The sequence below is a fragment of the Streptomyces sp. NPDC030995 genome, assembly GCF_055571215.1.
In genome coordinates this window covers 108,673-127,709 of record NZ_JBVIFS010000020.1, presented here as the reverse complement: position 1 = coordinate 127,709, position 19,037 = coordinate 108,673, and the positions used below count along the sequence as shown (strand labels likewise).

Annotated in this window: 18 protein-coding genes; 1 reads left to right on the top strand and 17 read right to left on the bottom strand. The window is 70.1% G+C overall.

All coding sequences use genetic code 11. The features are described 5' to 3' along the window. Positions 1-13 precede the first annotated feature (13 nt). From ACZ45T_RS26820 to ACZ45T_RS26760, 13 genes are all read right to left on the bottom strand, one after another. The gene (locus ACZ45T_RS26820) at positions 14-967 is read right to left on the bottom strand and encodes a chlorinating enzyme (protein ID WP_468445544.1); all 954 of its coding nucleotides are present in this window, start codon (positions 965-967) and stop codon (positions 14-16) included. A gap of 230 nt (positions 968-1,197) precedes the next feature. Beyond that, positions 1,198-2,628: an MFS transporter gene (locus ACZ45T_RS26815; RefSeq protein WP_468445542.1), complete on the bottom strand. Its 1,431-nt coding sequence runs from the start codon at positions 2,626-2,628 to the stop codon at positions 1,198-1,200. Continuing rightward, positions 2,628-3,989, bottom strand: coding sequence for a UDP-glucose dehydrogenase family protein (locus ACZ45T_RS26810; protein WP_468445540.1), 1,362 nt, complete (start codon positions 3,987-3,989; stop codon positions 2,628-2,630). The genes ACZ45T_RS26815 and ACZ45T_RS26810 overlap by 1 nt, the downstream gene beginning before the upstream one ends. 2 nt (positions 3,990-3,991) lie before the next feature. Further along, the gene (locus tag ACZ45T_RS26805) at positions 3,992-4,552 is read right to left on the bottom strand and encodes a thioredoxin family protein (RefSeq protein WP_468445538.1); all 561 of its coding nucleotides are present in this window, start codon (positions 4,550-4,552) and stop codon (positions 3,992-3,994) included. A 17-nt stretch (positions 4,553-4,569) separates the two neighbouring features. Beyond that, a complete protein-coding gene (locus ACZ45T_RS26800) occupies positions 4,570-5,040 on the bottom strand; it encodes a VOC family protein (RefSeq protein WP_468445536.1) in 471 nt (156 codons plus the stop codon). A 43-nt stretch (positions 5,041-5,083) separates the two neighbouring features. After that, positions 5,084-5,413, bottom strand: coding sequence for a putative quinol monooxygenase (locus ACZ45T_RS26795; RefSeq protein ID WP_468445534.1), 330 nt, complete (start codon positions 5,411-5,413; stop codon positions 5,084-5,086). Beyond that, positions 5,410-6,591, bottom strand: coding sequence for a hypothetical protein (locus tag ACZ45T_RS26790; RefSeq protein WP_468445532.1), 1,182 nt, complete (start codon positions 6,589-6,591; stop codon positions 5,410-5,412). The genes ACZ45T_RS26795 and ACZ45T_RS26790 overlap by 4 nt, the downstream gene beginning before the upstream one ends. A 103-nt stretch (positions 6,592-6,694) precedes the next feature. Continuing rightward, positions 6,695-7,165: a VOC family protein gene (locus tag ACZ45T_RS26785; RefSeq protein WP_468445530.1), complete on the bottom strand. Its 471-nt coding sequence runs from the start codon at positions 7,163-7,165 to the stop codon at positions 6,695-6,697. Beyond that, positions 7,162-8,430, bottom strand: coding sequence for a Rossmann-fold NAD(P)-binding domain-containing protein (locus ACZ45T_RS26780; RefSeq protein ID WP_468445528.1), 1,269 nt, complete (start codon positions 8,428-8,430; stop codon positions 7,162-7,164). The genes ACZ45T_RS26785 and ACZ45T_RS26780 overlap by 4 nt, the downstream gene beginning before the upstream one ends. Before the next feature lie 5 nt (positions 8,431-8,435). Continuing rightward, entirely contained in the window at positions 8,436-8,813 is a 378-nt protein-coding gene (locus ACZ45T_RS26775) for a cupin domain-containing protein (protein ID WP_468445526.1), read from the bottom strand. Positions 8,814-8,864: 51 nt separating this feature from the next. Then, a complete protein-coding gene (gene dapA / locus ACZ45T_RS26770; RefSeq protein WP_468445524.1) occupies positions 8,865-9,764 on the bottom strand; it encodes a 4-hydroxy-tetrahydrodipicolinate synthase in 900 nt (299 codons plus the stop codon). A gap of 361 nt (positions 9,765-10,125) precedes the next feature. After that, positions 10,126-11,220, bottom strand: a complete 1,095-nt coding sequence (locus ACZ45T_RS26765; protein ID WP_468445522.1) for a pyridoxal-phosphate-dependent aminotransferase family protein — start codon at positions 11,218-11,220, stop codon at positions 10,126-10,128. Between the two features lie 387 nt (positions 11,221-11,607). Further along, a complete protein-coding gene (locus tag ACZ45T_RS26760; protein ID WP_468445593.1) occupies positions 11,608-12,465 on the bottom strand; it encodes a helix-turn-helix transcriptional regulator in 858 nt (285 codons plus the stop codon). A 108-nt stretch (positions 12,466-12,573) separates the two neighbouring features. Between ACZ45T_RS26760 and ACZ45T_RS26755 the strand changes: the two genes are divergently transcribed. After that, a complete protein-coding gene (locus ACZ45T_RS26755; protein ID WP_468445520.1) occupies positions 12,574-14,034 on the top strand; it encodes an MFS transporter in 1,461 nt (486 codons plus the stop codon). A 13-nt stretch (positions 14,035-14,047) separates the two neighbouring features. Here the strand turns inward: ACZ45T_RS26755 and ACZ45T_RS26750 are convergent, their stop codons facing one another. The 4 genes from ACZ45T_RS26750 to ACZ45T_RS26735 form a co-directional block, all read right to left on the bottom strand. Continuing rightward, positions 14,048-14,971 (bottom strand): LLM class F420-dependent oxidoreductase, encoded by a 924-nt coding sequence (locus ACZ45T_RS26750; RefSeq protein WP_468445518.1) that lies wholly within the window; start codon positions 14,969-14,971, stop codon positions 14,048-14,050. A 139-nt stretch (positions 14,972-15,110) separates the two neighbouring features. Then, positions 15,111-16,901 (bottom strand): 2-isopropylmalate synthase, encoded by a 1,791-nt coding sequence (gene leuA / locus ACZ45T_RS26745; protein WP_468445516.1) that lies wholly within the window; start codon positions 16,899-16,901, stop codon positions 15,111-15,113. A gap of 196 nt (positions 16,902-17,097) precedes the next feature. After that, a complete protein-coding gene (locus ACZ45T_RS26740; protein ID WP_468445591.1) occupies positions 17,098-18,417 on the bottom strand; it encodes a benzoate/H(+) symporter BenE family transporter in 1,320 nt (439 codons plus the stop codon). 93 nt (positions 18,418-18,510) lie between these two features. Continuing rightward, on the bottom strand, positions 18,511-19,029 hold the full coding sequence (locus ACZ45T_RS26735; protein WP_468445514.1) for a helix-turn-helix domain-containing protein: 519 nt from the start codon (positions 19,027-19,029) through the stop codon (positions 18,511-18,513). Positions 19,030-19,037: the final 8 nt, after the last annotated feature.

Below are 19,037 nucleotides of genomic sequence, written 5' to 3'. Positions count from 1 at the left end.
GTCCTTTCTGTTGTCAGTTGGTGCGGAACGGGTGGCCGTTGACCGTGCTGTCCACGAAACGGTTGTGGCCGTAAGTGTCCTGGCCCGAGGTCAGGACGTTGCCGAACTGGGCGAGGCTGGCCTGTCCGCCGAACTCCTCCAGCTCGGTGGAGTACGGGTAGACCTTCACCGAGGTCGGCAGGTAGCGGCCGGCGAAGCCCAGCCGCATCTGGTCGGTGAGACCGCTGTGCGGGTGCGAGGCGTGCATCAGCGTCGACCAGAAGACGATGAACTGGCCCTGGCGCATGACCTGGGAGACGGCCTTCGACTCGTCCGGGCTCCAGTCGGGGTCCTTCTGGAGCTGGCGGTAGTCATGGCCGAAGAAGCCGCGGCGGATGCCGTTCTTCTCCGTGTTGTTGATGGCGTCCGGGTTGTAGTCCATGGTCTTGGTCTCGTCGTAGTTCATCGTCTTGTGCGAGCCCGGGATGAACTGGAGGCAGCCGTTCTCGATGCTGGCGTCGGTGAACGCCGTCCAGACGGTGATGGTCCCGCCGAAGTCCGCGTCCTCGGGCCAGACGATCTGCGGGTGCTTGGACCCGGCGACGTTGGAGAAGTTGTCGGCCTGGTGCCAGTCGGTGCCCTCGTCGCCCGGGTACTTCGGGAAGAACTCGGAGCGCCAGCACAGGGTGTCCGGGCCGAGGATGCTGGAGACCCGGTCGACGATCTCGGGCCGCGTGATGTGGTCGGCGAGGAAGCCGACGTCCAGGTGCCGGTCGTAGTTCGCCAGGTTGGTGTTCCCGGAGACGGCCTTGCCGCCGCCGTAAATGGCCTTCTTCGTGCTCAGCAGCTTCGGACGGAGGGCCTGGAGGTTCGCCTCCATCTCCTCCTTCTCATAGAGGTCGAAGGGGCCTATGTATCCATTGCGGTGGAACTTCTCCAGCTCTTCTGCACTGAGGGAGAATTTCTTGGTCTCGCTGATCTGGCTCATGTCTCGGCTTTCCTACGAGGAGTCGTACGGGAACGTTCGTGAGCGGCGGGAATTCGCACGGTTGCTCAACGCACGGGAAATAAAAGGCTCATAGGTGCGCGCGGAGCGCTGCACTTGGAAGGGAGCCTGCAGGGAATCTTCGGGGGGGCGGGCCCTCCCGGTATCCCCGAGTTCATCACGTGTCTTTTGGTCGCGTCAACAGAATTCGAGCCCTATTTGCCGGGCGGCCTTCATTTCACCGGAATCGGCCGTTCACGGTCCTCGGATTCCGGCGTGTTCCGCGCGGCGCCGGCGTCCGGGCGCGACCCGGCGAGGGATTCGTTGACCTCTTCCAGGGCCCGACCGGTCGTCGCCGGGCCCAGCAGCCCGATGTCGAGCGCGATGATGCCGAGCGTCACGGCGACGAGGGCGAAGAGCACCCCTGATCCGAAGTCGTCCAGCACCGGCACGAGGAGGAACGGCATCGCGGCCGTGGTGATCCGGGACAGGGAGTACGTCCAGCTCACCGCGGTGACGCGCAACGCGGTCGGGAAGATCTCGGCCTGGTAGACGTGGTAGGAGTTGGAGAAGACGTTGCTGACGGCCGTGTAGCACAGACCGGCCAGCACGATGGTGAACTCGCTGTCCGCGCTGCCGAACAGCAGCCCGGAAGCGGCCATCGACAGCGCGGCACCCACGATGAGGTACTTGCGCTCCACCCGCTCGATGAGCGGCAGCGAGAGCAGCGAGCCGAGCGGGTAACCGAGGAACGTCACCGCACTGAACAGCAGCGAGTGGACGATGGAGTAGCCCTTGGCGGAGAGCACCAGGGGGGCCATCGTGCCGAACCCGTATCCGCCGAAGGCCTGCATGAGGTGGAAGACCGTCATCATGCCCACCCGGCGCCGGTACACGGGGCTTTGCATCAGGGCCCGTAAGGCCTCGCGTGTGGTCGGCGCCCGCAGGTCGCCGGCGGGCGCGGCCACAGGACCCGCCACGGGGCCGGAGGTGTCGCCCAACTCCTTGAGCGTCGCCTCGGCTTCGTCGATCCGGCCGACCGAGGCGAGCCAGCGTGGCGACTCCACCAGAGTGCGGCGCAGGGCCAGGACGACGAGCCCGCCGGCCGATCCGATGAGGAAGAGCCAGCGCCACCCGTCGAGGCCCAGCGGACTGAGCGGTACCACCCAGCGTGCCAGCAGCCCCACGGCGGGCACCCCCATGAACCCGATGGTGTAGGCCCAGGCGGTGTATCTGCCCCGGTGGCGGGCCGGGAGCAGGTCACTGAGATAGGAGTCGGCGAGCGGCAGCACCGGGCCGATGCCGAGCCCGGCCAGGAACCGGGCGCCGATGACCATCGACACGTCCGGGCTGACCGCGCCCACCGCCGAGAAGACCGTGTAGACGGCGATGGCGCTCAGCATGACCCGGCGCCGTCCGTACCGGTCCGCGAGCCGTCCCGTGACCAGCACGCCGATGAACATCCCGACGAAGACGGACGCCAGCACCGCCGAGGTCTGGGTGCGGGTGAGGTCGAACCGGCTGGTGAGCACGGCGCCCAGCACGCCCGACATGAAGATCTCGAACATGTCGAAGAACAGGGCGAGTCCGACCGTGCCGACGATGACCCGGTGGCGGAGCGTGGGCGCCAGGCCGTTCATCCGGTCGGCGATCGAGGCGGCCATCAGGCGGCTTCGGGTGCGTCGAACGGGATCTGGCCGGCCAGCGGCACCCGCCCGGGTGCCCGCACGCTCCAGCCCGCCGCCGCCCACGCCTGGTGGTCCAGCGCGTTGCGGCCGTCGACCAGCCGCGGTGTACGCACCAACGCGGCGAGCCGGCGCGGATCGGCGACCCGGAACTCCTCCCACTCGGTGAGCAGCATCACCAGGTCGGCGCCGGTGACGGCGGCCTCCAGCGAAGGCGCGAAGTCCAGCTCGGGACGGGCCGCGGCGCCCGCCCCGGCCGCCATCGGGTCGTACACGCGCACCTCGGCCCCCGCTCGTGCCGCCTGCGCGGCGACTTCGAGGGCGGGCGAGTCGCGCACGTCGTCCGTGTCCGGCTTGAAGGCGGCGCCCAGTACGGCGATCCGCCGGCCGGCCAGCTCGCCGCCCAGGGTGTCGCGGGCCATGTCCAGCACCCTGCCCCGGGCCCGTAGGTTGATGGCGTCCACCTCGGACAGCAGGGCGGCCGCCCCCTCGCCCCCCAGTTGACGGGCGCGGGCCCGGAAGGCCCGGACGTCCTTGGGCAGGCAGCCGCCGCCGAAGCCGACGCCGGCGTTCAGGAAGCGGTTCCCGATCCGGGCGTCATGACCGATGGCCCGGGCCAGGGTGGTGACGTCGGCCCCCGTGGCCTCGCACAGCTCCGCCATCGCGTTGATGAAGGAGATCTTCGTGGCGAGGAAGGAGTTGGCGGCCGTCTTCACCAGTTCCGCCGTGGCGAGGTCGGTGACGAGGAACGGCGTACCCCGCTCCACGATGCCGGCGTACACCTCCCGCAGCAGCTTCTCCGCGACGTCGGAGCGCACGCCCACGACGATGCGGTCCGGGCGGAGCGTGTCGGCCACCGCGTGCCCCTCGCGCAGGAACTCGGGGTTCCAGGCGAGGTCGACGGTGCCCCCGGCCGGCGCGAGGGACACCAGCCGGTCCACGAGGCGGGCGGCCGTGCCGACCGGGACCGTGGACTTGCCCACGACCAGGCAGGGCCGGGTCAGGTGCGGGGCGAGCGCATCGATCGCCGCGTCCACGTACCGCAGGTCGGCCGCCCCGTCATCGGCGGACTGCGGGGTTCCGACGGCCAGGAAGTGGATGTCGGCGAAGGCCGCGGCCTCCGCGTAGTCCGTGGTGAAGCGCAGCCGGCCCGAGGCGGTGTGGTTCCGCATGAGGGCGCCGAGGCCGGGCTCGTGGAAGGGAACTTCGCCGCGGGCCAGCGTCGCGATCTTGTCGGCGTCCACGTCCAGGCCGATGACCTCGAAGCCCATCTCGGCGAGCCCTGCGGCGTGGGTGGCACCGAGGTAGCCGGTGCCGAGCACGGAAATCTTCGGCTTCATGGTCAGGACGGCTCGTTTCCGGGTGCCCACTTCACGGAACAGCCCATGCTGGGGTGGTGCGGTTCGGGAACGGGCCGCCCGGCCAGCGTCTCGGTGACGGCGGCGCGCAGCCGCTCCCCCGTCACCGGCCGGCCGTTGCCAGGGGTCGAGTCGTCGAACGACCCGCGGTAGACGAGGGTCCCGTCGGGCCCGTACAGGAAGAAGTCCGGCGTGCAGGCCGCACGGTAGGCCCGCGCCACCGACTGGCCGGCGTCGATCAGGTACGAGAAGGTCCAGCCGGTACGGGCGACCTGGTCGCGCAGCCCCTGCGGCCCGTCGTCGGGGGCGACGGAGGTGTCGTTGCTGCATACGGCGACGACCGCGAGCTGCGGGAACTCCTCGGCGAAGGCGCCCAGCGCCTTCTCCAGGTGCTTCACGAACGGGCAGTGGTTGGAGACGAAGGCCACGAGCAGGGCGGGCGCCCCGGCGTGGTCGGCGAGGCTCACGGTGGTCCCGTCGAGAGCGGGCAGTGAGAAGTCGGGGGCGGGGGTGCCGAGCGGCACCATGAAGGAGGAGACGGCCATGTCGGGAGTTCCTTTCGTTACTTCTGAGCGTCCGAGAGCAGCAGCGGCGCGCTCGGGTGCAGGCCGCGGGAGTCGTTGACGAACTCCAGGTACATTCCGTCCGGGTCGATGACGAAGAAGTAGTCGACGAGGGTGCGGCCCGTGGCGATCTCCGTGACCTCCCCGATGCCGGCGGCGATCAGCTCCTCACGGGCCGCCGCCAGGTCGGGCACGCTGAAGCCGAGGTGCTTCACCCCGACCTCCGGCAGGTTGTTGCCGACGGTGAAGGACGGGCGCGGGGCGGCCGCGTTGGCGGCGTAGTGGAAGAGCTCCAGCACGTAGCCGCTGCCCTCCTGCTGGAGGTGCGTGATGGTCAGCGACTTGTCCTGCTTGGTCCACTCGAGGATGAGGGAGAAGCCGAAGTAGCCGTAGAAGGCCTTGGACGCGTCGAGGTCGGCCACGCTGAAGGCCGTGTGGTGCGGCTGGTAGACGGTGGTGCGGGCGGTCATGGCTTCTCTCCGAAGGTGTGCGGGGGCCGGCGGGCGGTTGCGGTCAGGGGCTGGGAGCCAGCCCGTTCGCGCTCCAGAGCACGTTGAGGAACTCGATGCGCGGCGGGCCCTGGACGAAGGGCACGTGGCGTCGGCCGAACTCGGCGGTCTGCTCCGTGGCCCGGTGCTCCTTGAACGCGGCCTCGTCGCGGTAGATCTCGTAGAAGACGCGGGTCAGCGGCTCGCCGTCGATGCGGTGCACCGCGTAGCCGACCAGTCCCGGTTCGTTGGCGGCGGCCTGCGCGATCCGCCACTGGGCGAGGGCGTCGAAGGCCTCGACCCCCTCCGGCTTCAGGTCGAAACGGGCGACGACCGCGTACTGGGCCTGGCTCACCGCTCGGCCCGGGCCGCGGCCAGCAGGGGGAAGCCGCCCTCGTAGCTGATGCCCCGGGCGAGCTCGTCCTCATTGGCGGCGATGCAGTCGGCCAGGGCCGCGACCCACTCGGCGGTGATCTCGCGGCGGCGGGCCGTGGCGAGGATCTGGCGCAGCGGGTTGATGTGCGCCTCGGCGAGGCCGCGCAGGCTGCGGATCTGCTCGGGCGTCACGTCGTGCGGGAAGGACGGCGGCAGGGGGCTGTCGCTGACCTTGAAGTTGAGGATGGTGCGGATGCACTTCTCGCACTGGCAGCAGTTGCGGTCCTTCTGCTCGCCCTGCCAGCACACGCGCAGGTTGTCGGCGCCCTCGGGCCACAGCCTGGCGAGGCCGGCGACCTTGTCGCTGCGCTCGATGCCGGTCGCGTCGTGATGCATGCGCATCCGGCCGCCGGACAGCATCCAGTCGGTCATGGGGTTGGAGCCCCAGGGCAGTACGAGCGAGCCGTAGGGTTCCGAGCTGGCGATGACTCCGTGCTCGAACCTGCCGCTGAACAGGGTCAGTACGGAGGTCATGCCGGTGGCGAAGGCGTCCTCCCAGTGGCTGAGGTCGCTGTGCCACAGCTTGCGGAAATTCGTGGTCACCGGCAGCAGTTCGACGCCGACACCGTCCAGCAGCGGCACGCTGCGGGCGTACAGCGCGTCGTAGGCGTCACGCTCCTCCAGCGGGATGTCGTAGCCGTGGACCATGACGGCGCCGGTCAGGTCGAGCGAGCCGCGGCCGGCCGCCTTCTTGACGTGGCGGATCGTCGTGAAGGCGCTGTCCACGCCGCCGGAGAAGGTCTGCAGGGCGCTGCGGGTGTCGGGGCCGGCGCGGTCCGGGATCTCTCGGTCGGCGGAGAGCTCGACGGCCGTGTAGCGCTCGGGGCGCCACTGCACCCAGGCCGCCTGGAACTCCTCGAGGTTCTCCAGGAGCGTCTGCGACACCGGGCCCTCGACGTGCAGGTTCTCGCCCTTGCGCATGGCCACGAACAGCGTGGCCAGCAGGAAGGGGTCCATGAGGTCGGTCAGGTAGGGGGCGTGGCGCAGGTCGACGCGGTACCAGAGGCGGTCGGTCGCGGCGCCGTCCTGGTGGGACACCTCGACGGAGAGCTCCAGGCGGCCGTCGGTCTCGGTGCGCTGGACGGGGGCGATCCACATGCTGGGGTGTTCCTTCTCGTCAGTCGGGATGGGACGCGATGGGTACGGCAACGGGCGCGGGTGCGAGTGCGGGTGCGAGTGCGGGCGCGGGTGCGGGCCCCGGTCAGGCGTCGCGCGCCGCGGGCGGCTCGATCAGCTCGACGAGGTTGCCGTCGGGGTCGCGGAAGTAGAGGAACTTCACGCCGCGGGCGGCTGCCGGAGCGTCCACCTCGACGGGGCCGCCGACCACCTCGAGCCGCCGCTCGCGCAGTTCGGCCTCGGCGGCGGCGATGTCGGCGACGGCCAGGGCGAGGTGGCGCAGGCCGGTCGTGTTCGACGGCGCCCGCGGGTCCTCGGGGCGCACGTGGCGGTCGTACTGGGTGAGCTCCAGGACGGTCTGCGCTCCGGGGATGCGCAGGTGGACGGTGGTCGCCGTGGCGCCGGGCACGCCGACTCCCTCGGCGAACCGGGGGGTGGTCAGCTCCAGCCGCTTGGCGACCTCCGCGCCGACGAGGCCGACGTAGAAGTCGGTGAGCCGGTCGATGTCCTCGGTCACCATCGCCACGTGGAGCAGTCCATGGACCTTGATCGTCATCGGACGAGTACCTCTCGTGTCAGCCCTTCCCTCGCGGCGGCCGGGGGCCGGATCGCGGTGGGGGCCGGGGTTCCGGTGTGGAAGGCCGGGTCGAGTGCGGGCAGCACGCCGGCGAGCCGGGCCCGCTGTCGCTGTTCCAGGAAGGCCAGGAACGCCTGCCCGACGCCCGCTTCGAGTCCCAGCTTGAAGGAGTCGGCGACCCATCCCTGGAGGACGTCGCCGCGGGCCGAGCCGAGGGTCGGCCGCAGGCCGGCCGGTTCGTCGACGGCCGACCGGATGAGGGCCGAGTTGCGCAGTACCTCGTCCAGGTCGACCGGAGCCGGGGCGGCCGAGGACAGTCTGGTGAAGGCGTGCGAGACCATCCCCAGCATGTTGTCGTCGGAGGTGAAGAGCCTCTTGCTGATGACCGTGGAGCCCCGGCACAGCATCACGCCGGCCTTGATGTCGGCCAGCTCCTCGCAGATCGGGGCGTAGGTGGCGTGGATCGACAGGCCTCCCCGGCTGAAGAGGTCGAGGCTCCGCACGATGGTCGGATAGTGCAGGTTGGAGTAGTGCACGAAGGCCGCACCGCGAGCCGCTCGGCCCACGATGACGCCTTCGCCGAGCCGCAACGGGGTCCCGTCGGGCGCGGTCATCGGGTCGAGGTCCTCGGCGTACTCGACCTGTTCGGGTTCTCCGAGCAGGTCGGTGCCGATGTAGAGCTGGTGCGGCATCTCGACCTCGAAGACCGTCGGCGACGCCGTGCCGGAGGCGCCTCGTCCGCGCAGGTTGTCCGCACGGCGGTCCTTGGAGAAGTTGGTGACGCACAGGACCGGGTCGAGGTCGTACAGGTCGATCAGCCCCCGGACCGCGCCGTGCACCTGTGAGTGCAGGTAGTTGCGCACCAGGACGGCCTGCGAGGTCTCCAGGACGCGGCGGACGTCGTCGACGAGTTCCGGCGGGACCGTGAAGGGCTTCTCGATCACGAACTTGCGGTAGCCGGCACGCCACCACTCCAGCAGTGCCGGGGCCAGCGTACGGCTCGGCAGGCAGAGGTCGACGATGGTCGACTCCGGTGCCGTGGGCGTCAGTTCCTCCCGTCCGGCCACCACCTTCTCGGCCACCCGGTCGCGCCGCAGCAGCGCGGCCAGCTCGGGCCCGGCCTTGCGGGTCGGGTCGACGAACTGGATGCGGGCGCGGTCCAGGCGGCCGGAGCGGGCGAGGTGCGAGTAGGCCCGGTAGTGGAGCGATCCCGCCTTTCCCGCTCCGGCGATCACGAGGTCCACGAGGGTCAGCCCGCCTTGACGTGCTCGACCGCGCCGCCGAAGTCGGCGTCGCCGATGTGGAAGGCGAGGTAGCGCAGCGTCTCCGTACCGGTGTTGGAGATCCGGTGCTTCGTGCCGCGCGGGATGCGGACGCAGGAGGTCGGGGCGAGCTGGTACAGCTCACCGTCGAACTCCAGTTCGGCATTGCCGGCGATGATGAAGTACGTCTCGTCGGTCTTGGGGTGGTGGTGGACCTGGCCGCCCTTGCCGGGCTCCGCGCTGGCCACGGCCACGCGCACGACACGGCTGCCCGGGTTGTCGGCGGCGGCGTAGAGCAGCGACCGTACGACGTCGCCGCCGTACACGCCCTCGGTCATGGCGGCCACATCGAGCAACGGGTTCATCTTGTTCTTCCTTCCAGGGTTCGGCTGACTGCGGCGGCGATGTGCGCCTGCTCAGAGGAGCTCGCAGTCCTTCATGATCGTTTCGAGCTCGCCGATGCGGTCCTCGGGCAGCGGGGTGAGCGGCAGACGCGGGTCGCCGACCTCGAAGTGGGCGAGGGAGAAGGCCTTCTTGAGGGCGATCGGGTTCGTCGCGAAGTAGATGCCGCGGTAGAACTCGGCGAACTTGAGGTACAGGTCGCGCGCGGTGGCGAAGTCGCCCGCGAGTGCCGCCTCGACGATCGAGCGGCTCTGGCGGGGCATGACGTTGGCCGCCACGGAGATGTGCCCGTGCCCGCCGAGGAGCAGGGTGGGCAGCGCCGTGAAGTCATTTCCGGCGAGCACCACGAAATCGGCGTCGCGCACCAGGTGAAGCACCCGGCGCAGTCGCACGATGTCCTGGTTGCCCTCCTTCATTCCGATGATGTTCGGGTGGCTCGACAGCTCGGCCACCTGGTTCGGCGAGATGTCGACGGTCGTACGGCCCGGCAGGTTGTGCATCATCAGCGGGATCTGAACGGAGTCGGCGACCTTGCGGAAGTACGCCACCAGACCGCGCTCGGTGGGCGGGTCCAGGTAGGGGGTGAAGGCGAGTACGGCGTCGGCCCCCAGCTTCTCGGCCTCCTTCGCCAGCTCCAGGGTGCGGGTCAGGTTCTCCGTGCCGATGTCGGGGATGACCATCGCGCGTCCGGCCGCCTGCTCGACGCAGATCCGGGTGATGCGCAGCTTCTCCTCGTCGGTGAGGGCCGCCGCCTCACCGGTCACACCGTTGGGACACAGCCGCGTGACGCCATTGTCGATCTGGAAGTCGACCAGGCGGCGCAGGGCCTCCTCGTCGAGGGCGCCGGAGGGGTCGAAGGGGGTGAGAAGGGTGGTGTACGCGCCGACGAAGCGGCGCGTCTCGGTGCTCAGCACAGGTTCTCCAAAGGGGTGTGGTCGGGGTGACGCGGCAGGCAGGCAGTTACGGCCGGCGCTGCGCCGTCGGGCGCGTCTGACTGCCCCCCGGGTGCGCTCGCCTCAGGGCATGGCGAGGATCGCGGGCACCGTTGACCGCGGCCGGGCAGGCAGGGATGAACCGCGGGCAGGCACGGGCCTGCGGGCGGGGGGAACGAGGCGCGGCCGAGCGCGGCCGGCACGTGGTGCGGCGGCGGCCGGGGCACTGGCGCGAGGGAAGGGGAAGGAGAAAGGAAGGAAGGGAAGGGAGGGGAAGGGAGGGGAAGGGAGCGCTGATGAGTGCGGTGAAGGGGCGCTCGCGACGGCCGGAGACCGGCTGACGTCAGGCGGTGCGCAGCCCTTGCTGTCTCCACAGGACGTCCGCCATGGCGGCCGACGCACGGCCGGGTTCCCGCACGACACCGCGTTCCAGGAGGAGGAGCTCCAGAGCCGTGAGGACCGGCAGAAGGTCGAGCGGGGAGACCGAGCCGATGTGGCCGATTCTGATGATCTTGCCCTTGAGGCTGCCCTGGCCTCCGGCGACACGGATGCCGAAGCGCTCGTGCAATGCCTCCACCAAGCCGTCGGCGCGGCCGTCCGCGGGCAGTACCGCGGCGGTGAGCGAATGCGAGGCCCTGCCCTGCGGCAGCATCGGCAGGCCCAGGGCCGCGAGGCCGGCCCGGCATACGGCGGCGCTGTGCGCGTGCCGCTCCCAGACGTTCTCCAGCCCTTCGGCCTCGATCCGATCGAGCCCGGCCGCGACGGCGAACAGTGTCGCGTTCGGCGGGGTGTTGGGGACGGTGCTCTCCAGAGCGGCGGCGCGCAGCAGGTGGAAGTTCCAGTACGAGTACCCCTGGGACGGACGTACCACGTCCCAGCCTCGTTCACCGACGGCGACGAAGGCGGCGCCCGGCGGGCTCATCAGGCCCTTGTGCGAGGCGGTGAGGGCGAAGTCCACGCCCCACTCGTCCATGTGGAAGGGTTCGACACCGATCGACGTCATGGTGTCCGCCACGACCGTGGCGCCGTACCGCCGGCCCAGTTCCGCGAGGCGTTGCACATCGTGCACGGCGCCGGTCGAGGTCTCGCAGTGCGTGAAGAACAGGTGGCGCGGCCCCAGCTCCGCCAGCTCGCGCTCCACGGCGCGAAGGTCGAAGGTCTCACCGTCGGGCACCTCGTGCAGCCGCACGTCGGCCTGATAGGTGCGGCAGAGCTCCGCCCAGCGGCGGCCGTACTTGCCCGCGGCGAGGACCAGAACGGTGTCACCGGCTGCCACGACATTGGCGACGACGGCTTCCATCGCGCCGGTGCCGGAGGCGGGAAGCATGAGAATCTGGCCGCTGGTGCGGAAGAGATTCTGCAGTCCGCCGTGAATACGTTCGAAGAGTTTTTTGAAATCGGCGGTCCGATGGTGCGTCAGCCGCGCGATCGACGCCATTCTGATAGCCAGCGGAACATGGGTCGGCCCCGGCGTGAACATATCTAAGTCCTGCATCACACTCCCCCGTTGAACTGCGAGTCACGACATCGGGTGCGGGGTGCCGCACTCAGTGAAGAAGAGGCTGAGGGTGGGCCTCTGAAAAAGCGGCCTGAACGAGTTCGGTTACTCAAGGACAGGCGCGTCCGTGGTGCATGCATTTACAATCCCATCTCCGGCTGACGAGATCAAGAAGTCTCCGCACCGAAAGCTCGGATTATCGGATTCTTGCAGGTCAAAGCGGTTCTGACGGACAGTCTGATTGTCCAAGGAGTGGACGGTATGCGGGTGGCCGCGCGAACACGTACGGGAATGCCGGGCGGTTCAGGTGAATCACTGTGACCATGCTCACCCCGCGCGTTCCGAAAGAAGCCACGCGAGTTTCTCGGAAGTGTCCGTTCCGGCCAGCGGGTTGTACAGCATCACGGTGAGGTCCGGCCGGGCGGGCAGCCGCAGTTGGCTGCTCTCGAAGCTGAGTGCGCCCACCTCCGGATGGTCGACCTCGTTGACGATCACTCCGAATTCCTGGACGTCCTGGCGGGCCCACAGCTCGGCGAACTCGGAGCTGGTCAGCAGCAGTTCCTCGATGACGTCGCGGAAGCCCTCGTCGTCGGGCCGCTCCGCGGCCGAGGCCCGGAAGGCGGCGACCACCGCCGGCGCGACCTGTTTCCAGGACCGGGCCCGGTCGCCACCCGGCCGGAACCTCTGGTGGCGGAAGAAGCCCACCAGACAATTGCGGTCCGCGCCCGGCAGCCCGAGCGCGAGCCGCGCCGACTCGTTCCACGCGACGTGGTTCCAATAGCGGTCGAGCATGGTGGCCGGACGGGGTTCCCACGCCTCGATGAGCCTTTGCAGCCCTTCGCAGTACGCGGCTCCCGGCGCCGCGGCGGGCGGTGGCGGGTTCACCCCCGCCAGGGCGTAGAGGTGGCGCCGCTCGGTGTCGTCCAGCCGCAGTACGCGCGCCACCGAGTCCAGCACCTGCGGCGACACGGCGATGTCCCGCCCCTGCTCGAGCCACTGGTACCAGGACGGACCCACTCCCGCGAGCACCGCCACCTCCTCGCGGCGCAAGCCGGGAGTGCGCCGGCGGCCGCTCGACGGCAGCCCTGCCTCCGCGGGTGTGATCCGGCCCCGCCGATTGCGCAGGAAGTCACTGAGCTCGGGCCGGTGCACGGCCGACCGGACAGTCGAAGTCACGTACGGGATCCCCTCGTTGCCACCGCCGCGCGTCGGCGGTGTCGGTGTGGCTGGTGGTGGCACCACCAGCACAAGCAGCCTCTTCCGCCCGTCTCCGGGCCAGTGGACTCTGTGATCATGACAAGCACTCCGACCGAAGCAGGGACAGCGGACCGGGACACCGCCGCCCCCGGCGACCACGACCGACTGAGCGCCCGAGCGACACTGACGCTCCTGCTTCTGTGCGCGGCGCAGTTCATCATCGCGCTGGACTTCTCCATCCTGAACGTGGCACTTCCCGTGCTCGGCGACGACCTCGGCATGGGACAGGCCGACCTCCAGTGGGCCGTCACCGCCTTCGCCCTGCCGTCGGGGGGATTCCTCCTGCTCTTCGGCCGCGTCTCCGACCTGTTCGGCCGCCGCCGGCTGTTCATCGCGGGCCTCGCCCTCTTCACCCTGGCCTCCGTACTCGCCGCGGCCGCCTGGAATCCGGCCCTGTTCCTCGTCGCCCGCGCCTTGCAGGGTTTCGGCGCCGCCGCCGTGGTACCGACGGGCATGTCCCTGCTGACCACGACCTTCCCGGAGGGCCCGCAACGCAACAGGGCACTGGCCGTCAACGGCACGGTCCTGTCGCTGGGCTTCACGGTCGGCATGCTCCTGGGCGGTGTGATGACCGACCGGCTGGGCTGGCGGTCCACCATGTCCCTGCTGGCGGGCGCCGGCGCGCTGCTCGTGATCGCCGCCCCCGCGCTGCTCGCCGAGAGCCGGCCCGCCCGGCGGCCGAAGCTGGACGTTCCCGGCGCCGTCACCGTCACCGGCGGTCTGCTGAGCATCATCTACGCCCTGTCCACCGCGGCCGAACAGGGCTTCGGTGAGGTCGAGGTGATCGTCACCCTGCTCCTGGGCGTCCTGCTGCTGGTGGCGTTCGTGGCCGTGGAGTTCCGGGCCGCCGAACCGCTGATCTCGCTCCAGATGCTGCGCCGCCCCAGCGTGGCCTTCGGCAATCTCGGCGGGCTGGCCACCTTCTCGATGATGAGCTCGGTGATCTTCCTGCTCACGCTCTACCTCCAGCAGGTGCTCGGTCTTTCGGGCTTCGAGACCAGCCTCGTCTTCGGCGGGCAGGGTGTCGTCCTCGCTCTCACCGGCATGGCGGCCTCCCGGATCGTCGCCTCCCTGGGAGCCAGGACCACGCTGGTCGCGGGCCTCGCGGTGCAGTCGGCGGGTACGGCGGCCCTGGTGTTCCTGCCCGGTCACGGCGGTGTCCCCCTGGCCGTCACCGCACTGCTCCTCGCGTCCGTCGGCCACATGTCCGCGGTGGTCTCGTACGGCATCAACGCCACGGCCGGCGTGACCGACCACGAACAAGGGCTGGCCACCGGACTCGTCACCAGCGCGCAGCAGATCGGAATCACCATCGGCATCCCGGTGCTGAGCGCGTTCGCGGCCGACCGGGCCGGTGCCCTGGAGCGCGCCGGCGACGCCGTCGAGACGGCCCTCCTGGGCGGTACCCGGCTGGGTGTCGGCGTGGACGCCGCGCTGGTCATGGCCGCCGCGGTGGCCATCGCGGTCGGCCTCCCCAAGTCCCGTGCGAAGGGCTGAGACCCCTGCCGGGTCACGGCAGTCGGGCGGCCACCCGGTCGGCGATCAGCTCCAGCTGACCGAGATCGGACAGGTCGAGGAGCTGGAGGTAGATCCTCGACGCACCGGCCGCCCGGTACCGCTCCAGCGTCCTGATCACCTCGTCGGGGGTACCCGCGAGTCCCGTCGCCCGCAGCTCCTGCGGGTCGCGGCCGATCGCGCCGGCCCGCCGCGTGACCTCGGCGTCGTCACGACCGACGCACACGGTGAGCGCGGCCGAGTAGACCAGCCCGTCCGGGTCGCGGCCGGCCTCCTCGGCCGCTTCGCGCACGCGCTCGAACTGGCCGCGGGTGTCGTCCGGCGTGGCGAAGGGCACGTTGAACTCGTCGGCGAACCGGGCGGCCAGGGCCGGGGTACGTACGGCTCCGCGGCCGCCGATCAGTACGGGCACCCGCCCGCGCACCGGCTTGGGCAGCGCCGGGCAGTCCACCAGCCGGTAGTGCCGGCCCTCGTGGTTGAAGGTCTTGCCCACGGGCGTGCCCCACATGCCGGTGAGGATCTCGAGCTGCTCCTCCAGCCGGCCGAAGCGCGCGGCCGGGAACGGAATGCCGTACGCCAGGTGCTCGCGCTCGAACCAGCCTGCTCCCAGACCGAGTTCGATCCGCCCGCCCGACATCTGGTCCACCTGCGCGACTTGCACGGCGAGGACTCCGGGCAGCCGGAAGGTGCTCGCCGTCATCATGGTGCCCAGGGTGATCCGGCTCGTCTCACGGGCGAGTCCGGCCAGGGTGATCCAGGCGTCGGTGGGACCGGGCAGGGCGTCGCCGGGAGCCACCTTCACATAGTGGTCCGAGCGGAAGAACCCGTCGAAGCCGAGCTCCTCGGCGGTCCGGGCAACGCGCAGCAGGGTCGGATAGTCGGCCCCCCGCTGCGGCTCGGTGAGCACACGCAGTTCCATCTGTCCTCCTCCGTACATTCCGCCGCCTCCACGAGGCGGTCATGGCACGGGGCCGTCCCGACGGGACGGCCCCGCATTCCGCAAGGACGGGGTGATGTCCGCAGGTCAGAGCCGCGGACGTGCAGGCCCCCGCACAGGGTCAGGCCCGGTCGCGAAAGCCCCGGTTGACCGCTGAGACGACCGCCTTCAGGGAGGCCGTGACGATGCTGGAGTCGAGGCCCACGCCCCAGAAGGTGCGGCCTTCGACCGAGGCCTCGACGTACGCGGCGGCGCGGGCGTCACCGCCCGTGGACATCGCGTGCTCCTGGAAGTCCCCGACCCGTACGTCGATGCCCAGTTCGCCGAGTGCCGAGACGAAGGCGTCGATGGGGCCGTTGCCGACTCCGTCCAGGGTCTTCTTCTCCCCGTCGAGCAGCACCTCCACCGAGAAGGAGTTCTTCTCGTCGATGACGGTGGCCGACTGGTGGGACAGCAGGGACATCCGGCCCCACGGTGCGACCTCGCCTCCCTGGCCGACGGCGCCCGCCTCCGGGGAGTCGACGGGCAGGTACTCCTCGACGAAGGCCTCCCACATCTGCGCGGGCGAGACCTCGCCGCCCTGGTCGTCCGTACGGTTCTGGACGGCCTGCGAGAACTCGATCTGCAGACCGCGCGGCAGGTTCAGCTTGTGCTCGGTCTTCATGACGTGGGCGATGCCGCCCTTGCCGGACTGGGAGTTGACCCGGATGACGGCCTCGTAGCTGCGGCCCACGTCCTTGGGGTCGATCGGCAGGTACGGCACCGCCCAGTCGAAGGCCTCCACCGGGGTACCCGCGGCGGCGGCCGAGCGCTCCAGCGCCTCCAGGCCCTTCTTGATGGCGTCCTGGTGCGATCCGGAGAAGGCCGTGTAGACCATGTCGCCGCCGTACGGATGGCGCGGGTGCACGGGAAGCTGGTTGCAGAACTCGACCGTGCGGCGGATCTCGTCGATGTCGGAGAAGTCGATCATCGGGTCGATGCCCTGGCTGAAGAGGTTCAGGCCCAGGGTGACCAGGCAGACGTTTCCGGTCCGCTCCCCGTTGCCGAACAGGCAGCCCTCGATGCGGTCGGCACCGGCCAGGTAGCCCAGCTCTGCGGCGGCCACGGCCGTGCCGCGGTCGTTGTGCGGGTGCACGGACAGGACGACCGCGTCCCGCCGGTCCAGATTGCGGTGCATCCACTCGATGGAATCGGCGTAGACGTTGGGCGTGGCCATCTCGACGGTGGCCGGCAGGTTGACGATGACCTTGCGGTCCGTCGTCGGCTGCCACACGCCGATGACCGCGTTGCAGATCTCGGCGGCGTACTCCAGCTCGGTGCCGGTGTACGACTCCGGGGAGTACTGGAAGCCGATCCCGGTGTCCGTCATCCGCCCGGCGAGATCGGCGCACAGCTGCGCCCCGCTCAGGGCCAGCCCGGTGACCTCGTCGCGGTCCATGCCGAAGACGACACGACGCTGGAGGGTCGAGGTGGAGTTGTAGAGGTGGATGATGGCGTGCTTGGCGCCGCGTACCGCCTCGAAGGTGCGCTCGATGAGGTGCGCGCGGGTGGGTACCAGGACCTGGATGGCGACGTCATCGGGGATCCGGTCCTCTTCGATGAGCTGCCGGATGAAGTCGAAGTCGGTCTGGCTCGCCGAAGGGAAGCCGACCTCGATCTCCTTGTAGCCCATCGAGACGAGCAGTTCGAACATGCGCAGCTTGCGGTCCGCGCCCATCGGGTCGATCAGTGCCTGGTTGCCGTCGCGCAGGTCGACCGCGCACCACTGGGGCGCCTTGGTGATGGTCTTGCCGGGCCAGGTGCGGTCGGGCAGGTCGATGGCCCGGAAGGGCTGGTACCGCTCGAACGGCATTCCGGAGGGCGCCTGGGCCGGGAAGGCGGGGGCACGCTGAACGGAGGGTGTGGAGTTCATTCGGAGATGTCCTCTGTGAATCGTCGCGGCTGCGGGCCGACTGTGTGGCGCATGGCCGGACTCCGCGCCGAGGAGGTCGAGCCCTAGAGGCCCTCGGCGCGGCAGATAAGGAGGAGGCGAATGCCGTGTACGTCGCGCATGTCAATTCACCTTACAAGTGCGTTGCTCGGTCCGGTCCAGCCTTTCGAAGGCCATCTCAGCGTGTGGGACTGGGAGTTGATGCTTGCGCGTGGGCGAAGGCGGAGGGAGCGGGTGGCGCGGCGGGAGACTCGGGCGCGTCGTCCGACCTGGTGCCGGACGGCGCGGGCAGCCGGCTCCGGCGATGCGCTCCGGCCCTGCGCGGTGTGCGGCGTCCGCGCGTCACCGCGACGGTCAGCGCCCCGGCCAGCAGTCCCCAGAACGCGGAACCCACGCCGAGCAGCGTCACCCCGGACGCGGTCGCCAGGAACGTGACGACCGCGGCCTCCCGCGAACTCTCGTCCGAGAGTGCGGAGGTCAGCGAGTTCCCGATGGTGCCCAGCAGTCCGAGCCCGGCGATGCCGAGGATGAGGGCGGTGGGCAGCGCGGTGAGCAGCGAGCCCACCGTTCCGCCGAAGATGCCCACGGCCAGGTAGAACACTCCCGCCCAGACACCGGCCAGATAGCGGCGGTCCGGGTCCTCGTGTGCTTCACGGCCCGTGCAGATGGCCGCCGTGATGGCCGCGAGGTTCAGTCCGAAGCATCCGAACGGCGCGAGCAGCAGATTGGTGGAGCCCGTCCAGGTGATCAGCGGCGACACCGGCACCCGGTCGTAGCCGTCGCCGCGCAGGACCGCGACGCCCGGCAGGTTCTGCGAGGCCATCGTCACGACGAACAGCGGCAGCGCGACGCTGATGATCACCTGCCAGGAGAACGCGGGGGCGGTGAAGACCGGTTCGGCGAAGGCGAAGCTGATCCTGCCCGGCTGTAGCGATCCCTGTGCGGCCGCGACCGCGACGCCCGCGGCGAGCGCCGCGATGATCGCGTAGCGGGGCATCAGCCGCCGGCCCAGGAGATAGACCGCGAAGATGGAGAACACGACGGCGAAATGGCCGTCCATGCTGGCGAAGAGTCCGGTGCCGAACTGTACGAGCACCCCGGCGAGCAGACCCGCCGCGAGCGGCACGGGGATCCGTCCCATCACGCGCTCGAACCAGCCCGTCAGCCCGCTGAGCACGATCAGCGCGGCGGAGACGAGGAAGGCGCCGACGGCCTGAGCCATCGTCACCCCGTCGAGTCCGGACACCAGCAGCGCGGCCCCGGGAGTGGACCAGGCGGTGACGACAGGGGCCTTGTACCGCAGGGACAGGCCTATGCAGGTGACCCCCATGCCGACCCCGAGGGCCAGCATCCACGAGGTGAGCTCCCGCGGCCCCGCACCTGCCGCTCGGGCGGCGGTGAAGACGATCGCGGCGGAACTGGTGACTCCCACCAGCACCGCGATCAGACCCGCCAGGACAGCGGTGGCCGACGTTGCTCTGCGTAACTTCTGATCCATCTCACTCACCGGGCCGATTGTTGCCAGCGCTTCTCGCCTGGGGCAACCCGCATCCCACGATCCGAGATCGGTTCGCCGGAGCCGGTTTGAATGTCACTGTGGGTAGCGCACGATCAGGAGCGCCTCGACGTCTCCGGAGGGTGCCTGGTACAGGTGCGGGACGTCGGCGGGCCAACTTCCGTGCATGCCGGGGCCGATCAGGGCGGGCGCGGAGAGCGCGCCGGCGCGTGCGGTCCCGGCGAGGACGATGAGGTGCTCGATCGTGCCGGCGGTGTGAGCGGCGGACTCCTGGCTCGTGCCGGCGCGGATGCGCACCCGGTAGGTCTCCGAGACCGAGTCGCCGGCCTCGAACCGCTCGATGAGGACGGCGTCGACAGCGTCACCGGAGATCGTGGCGGGAGACGCGAGATCGAGCAGCGCGGCGCTCAGGGGCACCTTGAGCGCCGTCGTCAGGGCGTAGAGCGTTTCCAGTGTGGGGTTGCGCCGACCGCCCTCGAGTTCGGAGAGCGTCCCCTTGCCGATGCTGGATCTGCGAGCCAGTTCCGACAGCGACACCCCCTGCGCTTCGCGCAACTCCCGCACACGCAAGCCGACGCGGGCGGCCAGATCCATGGTGTTCC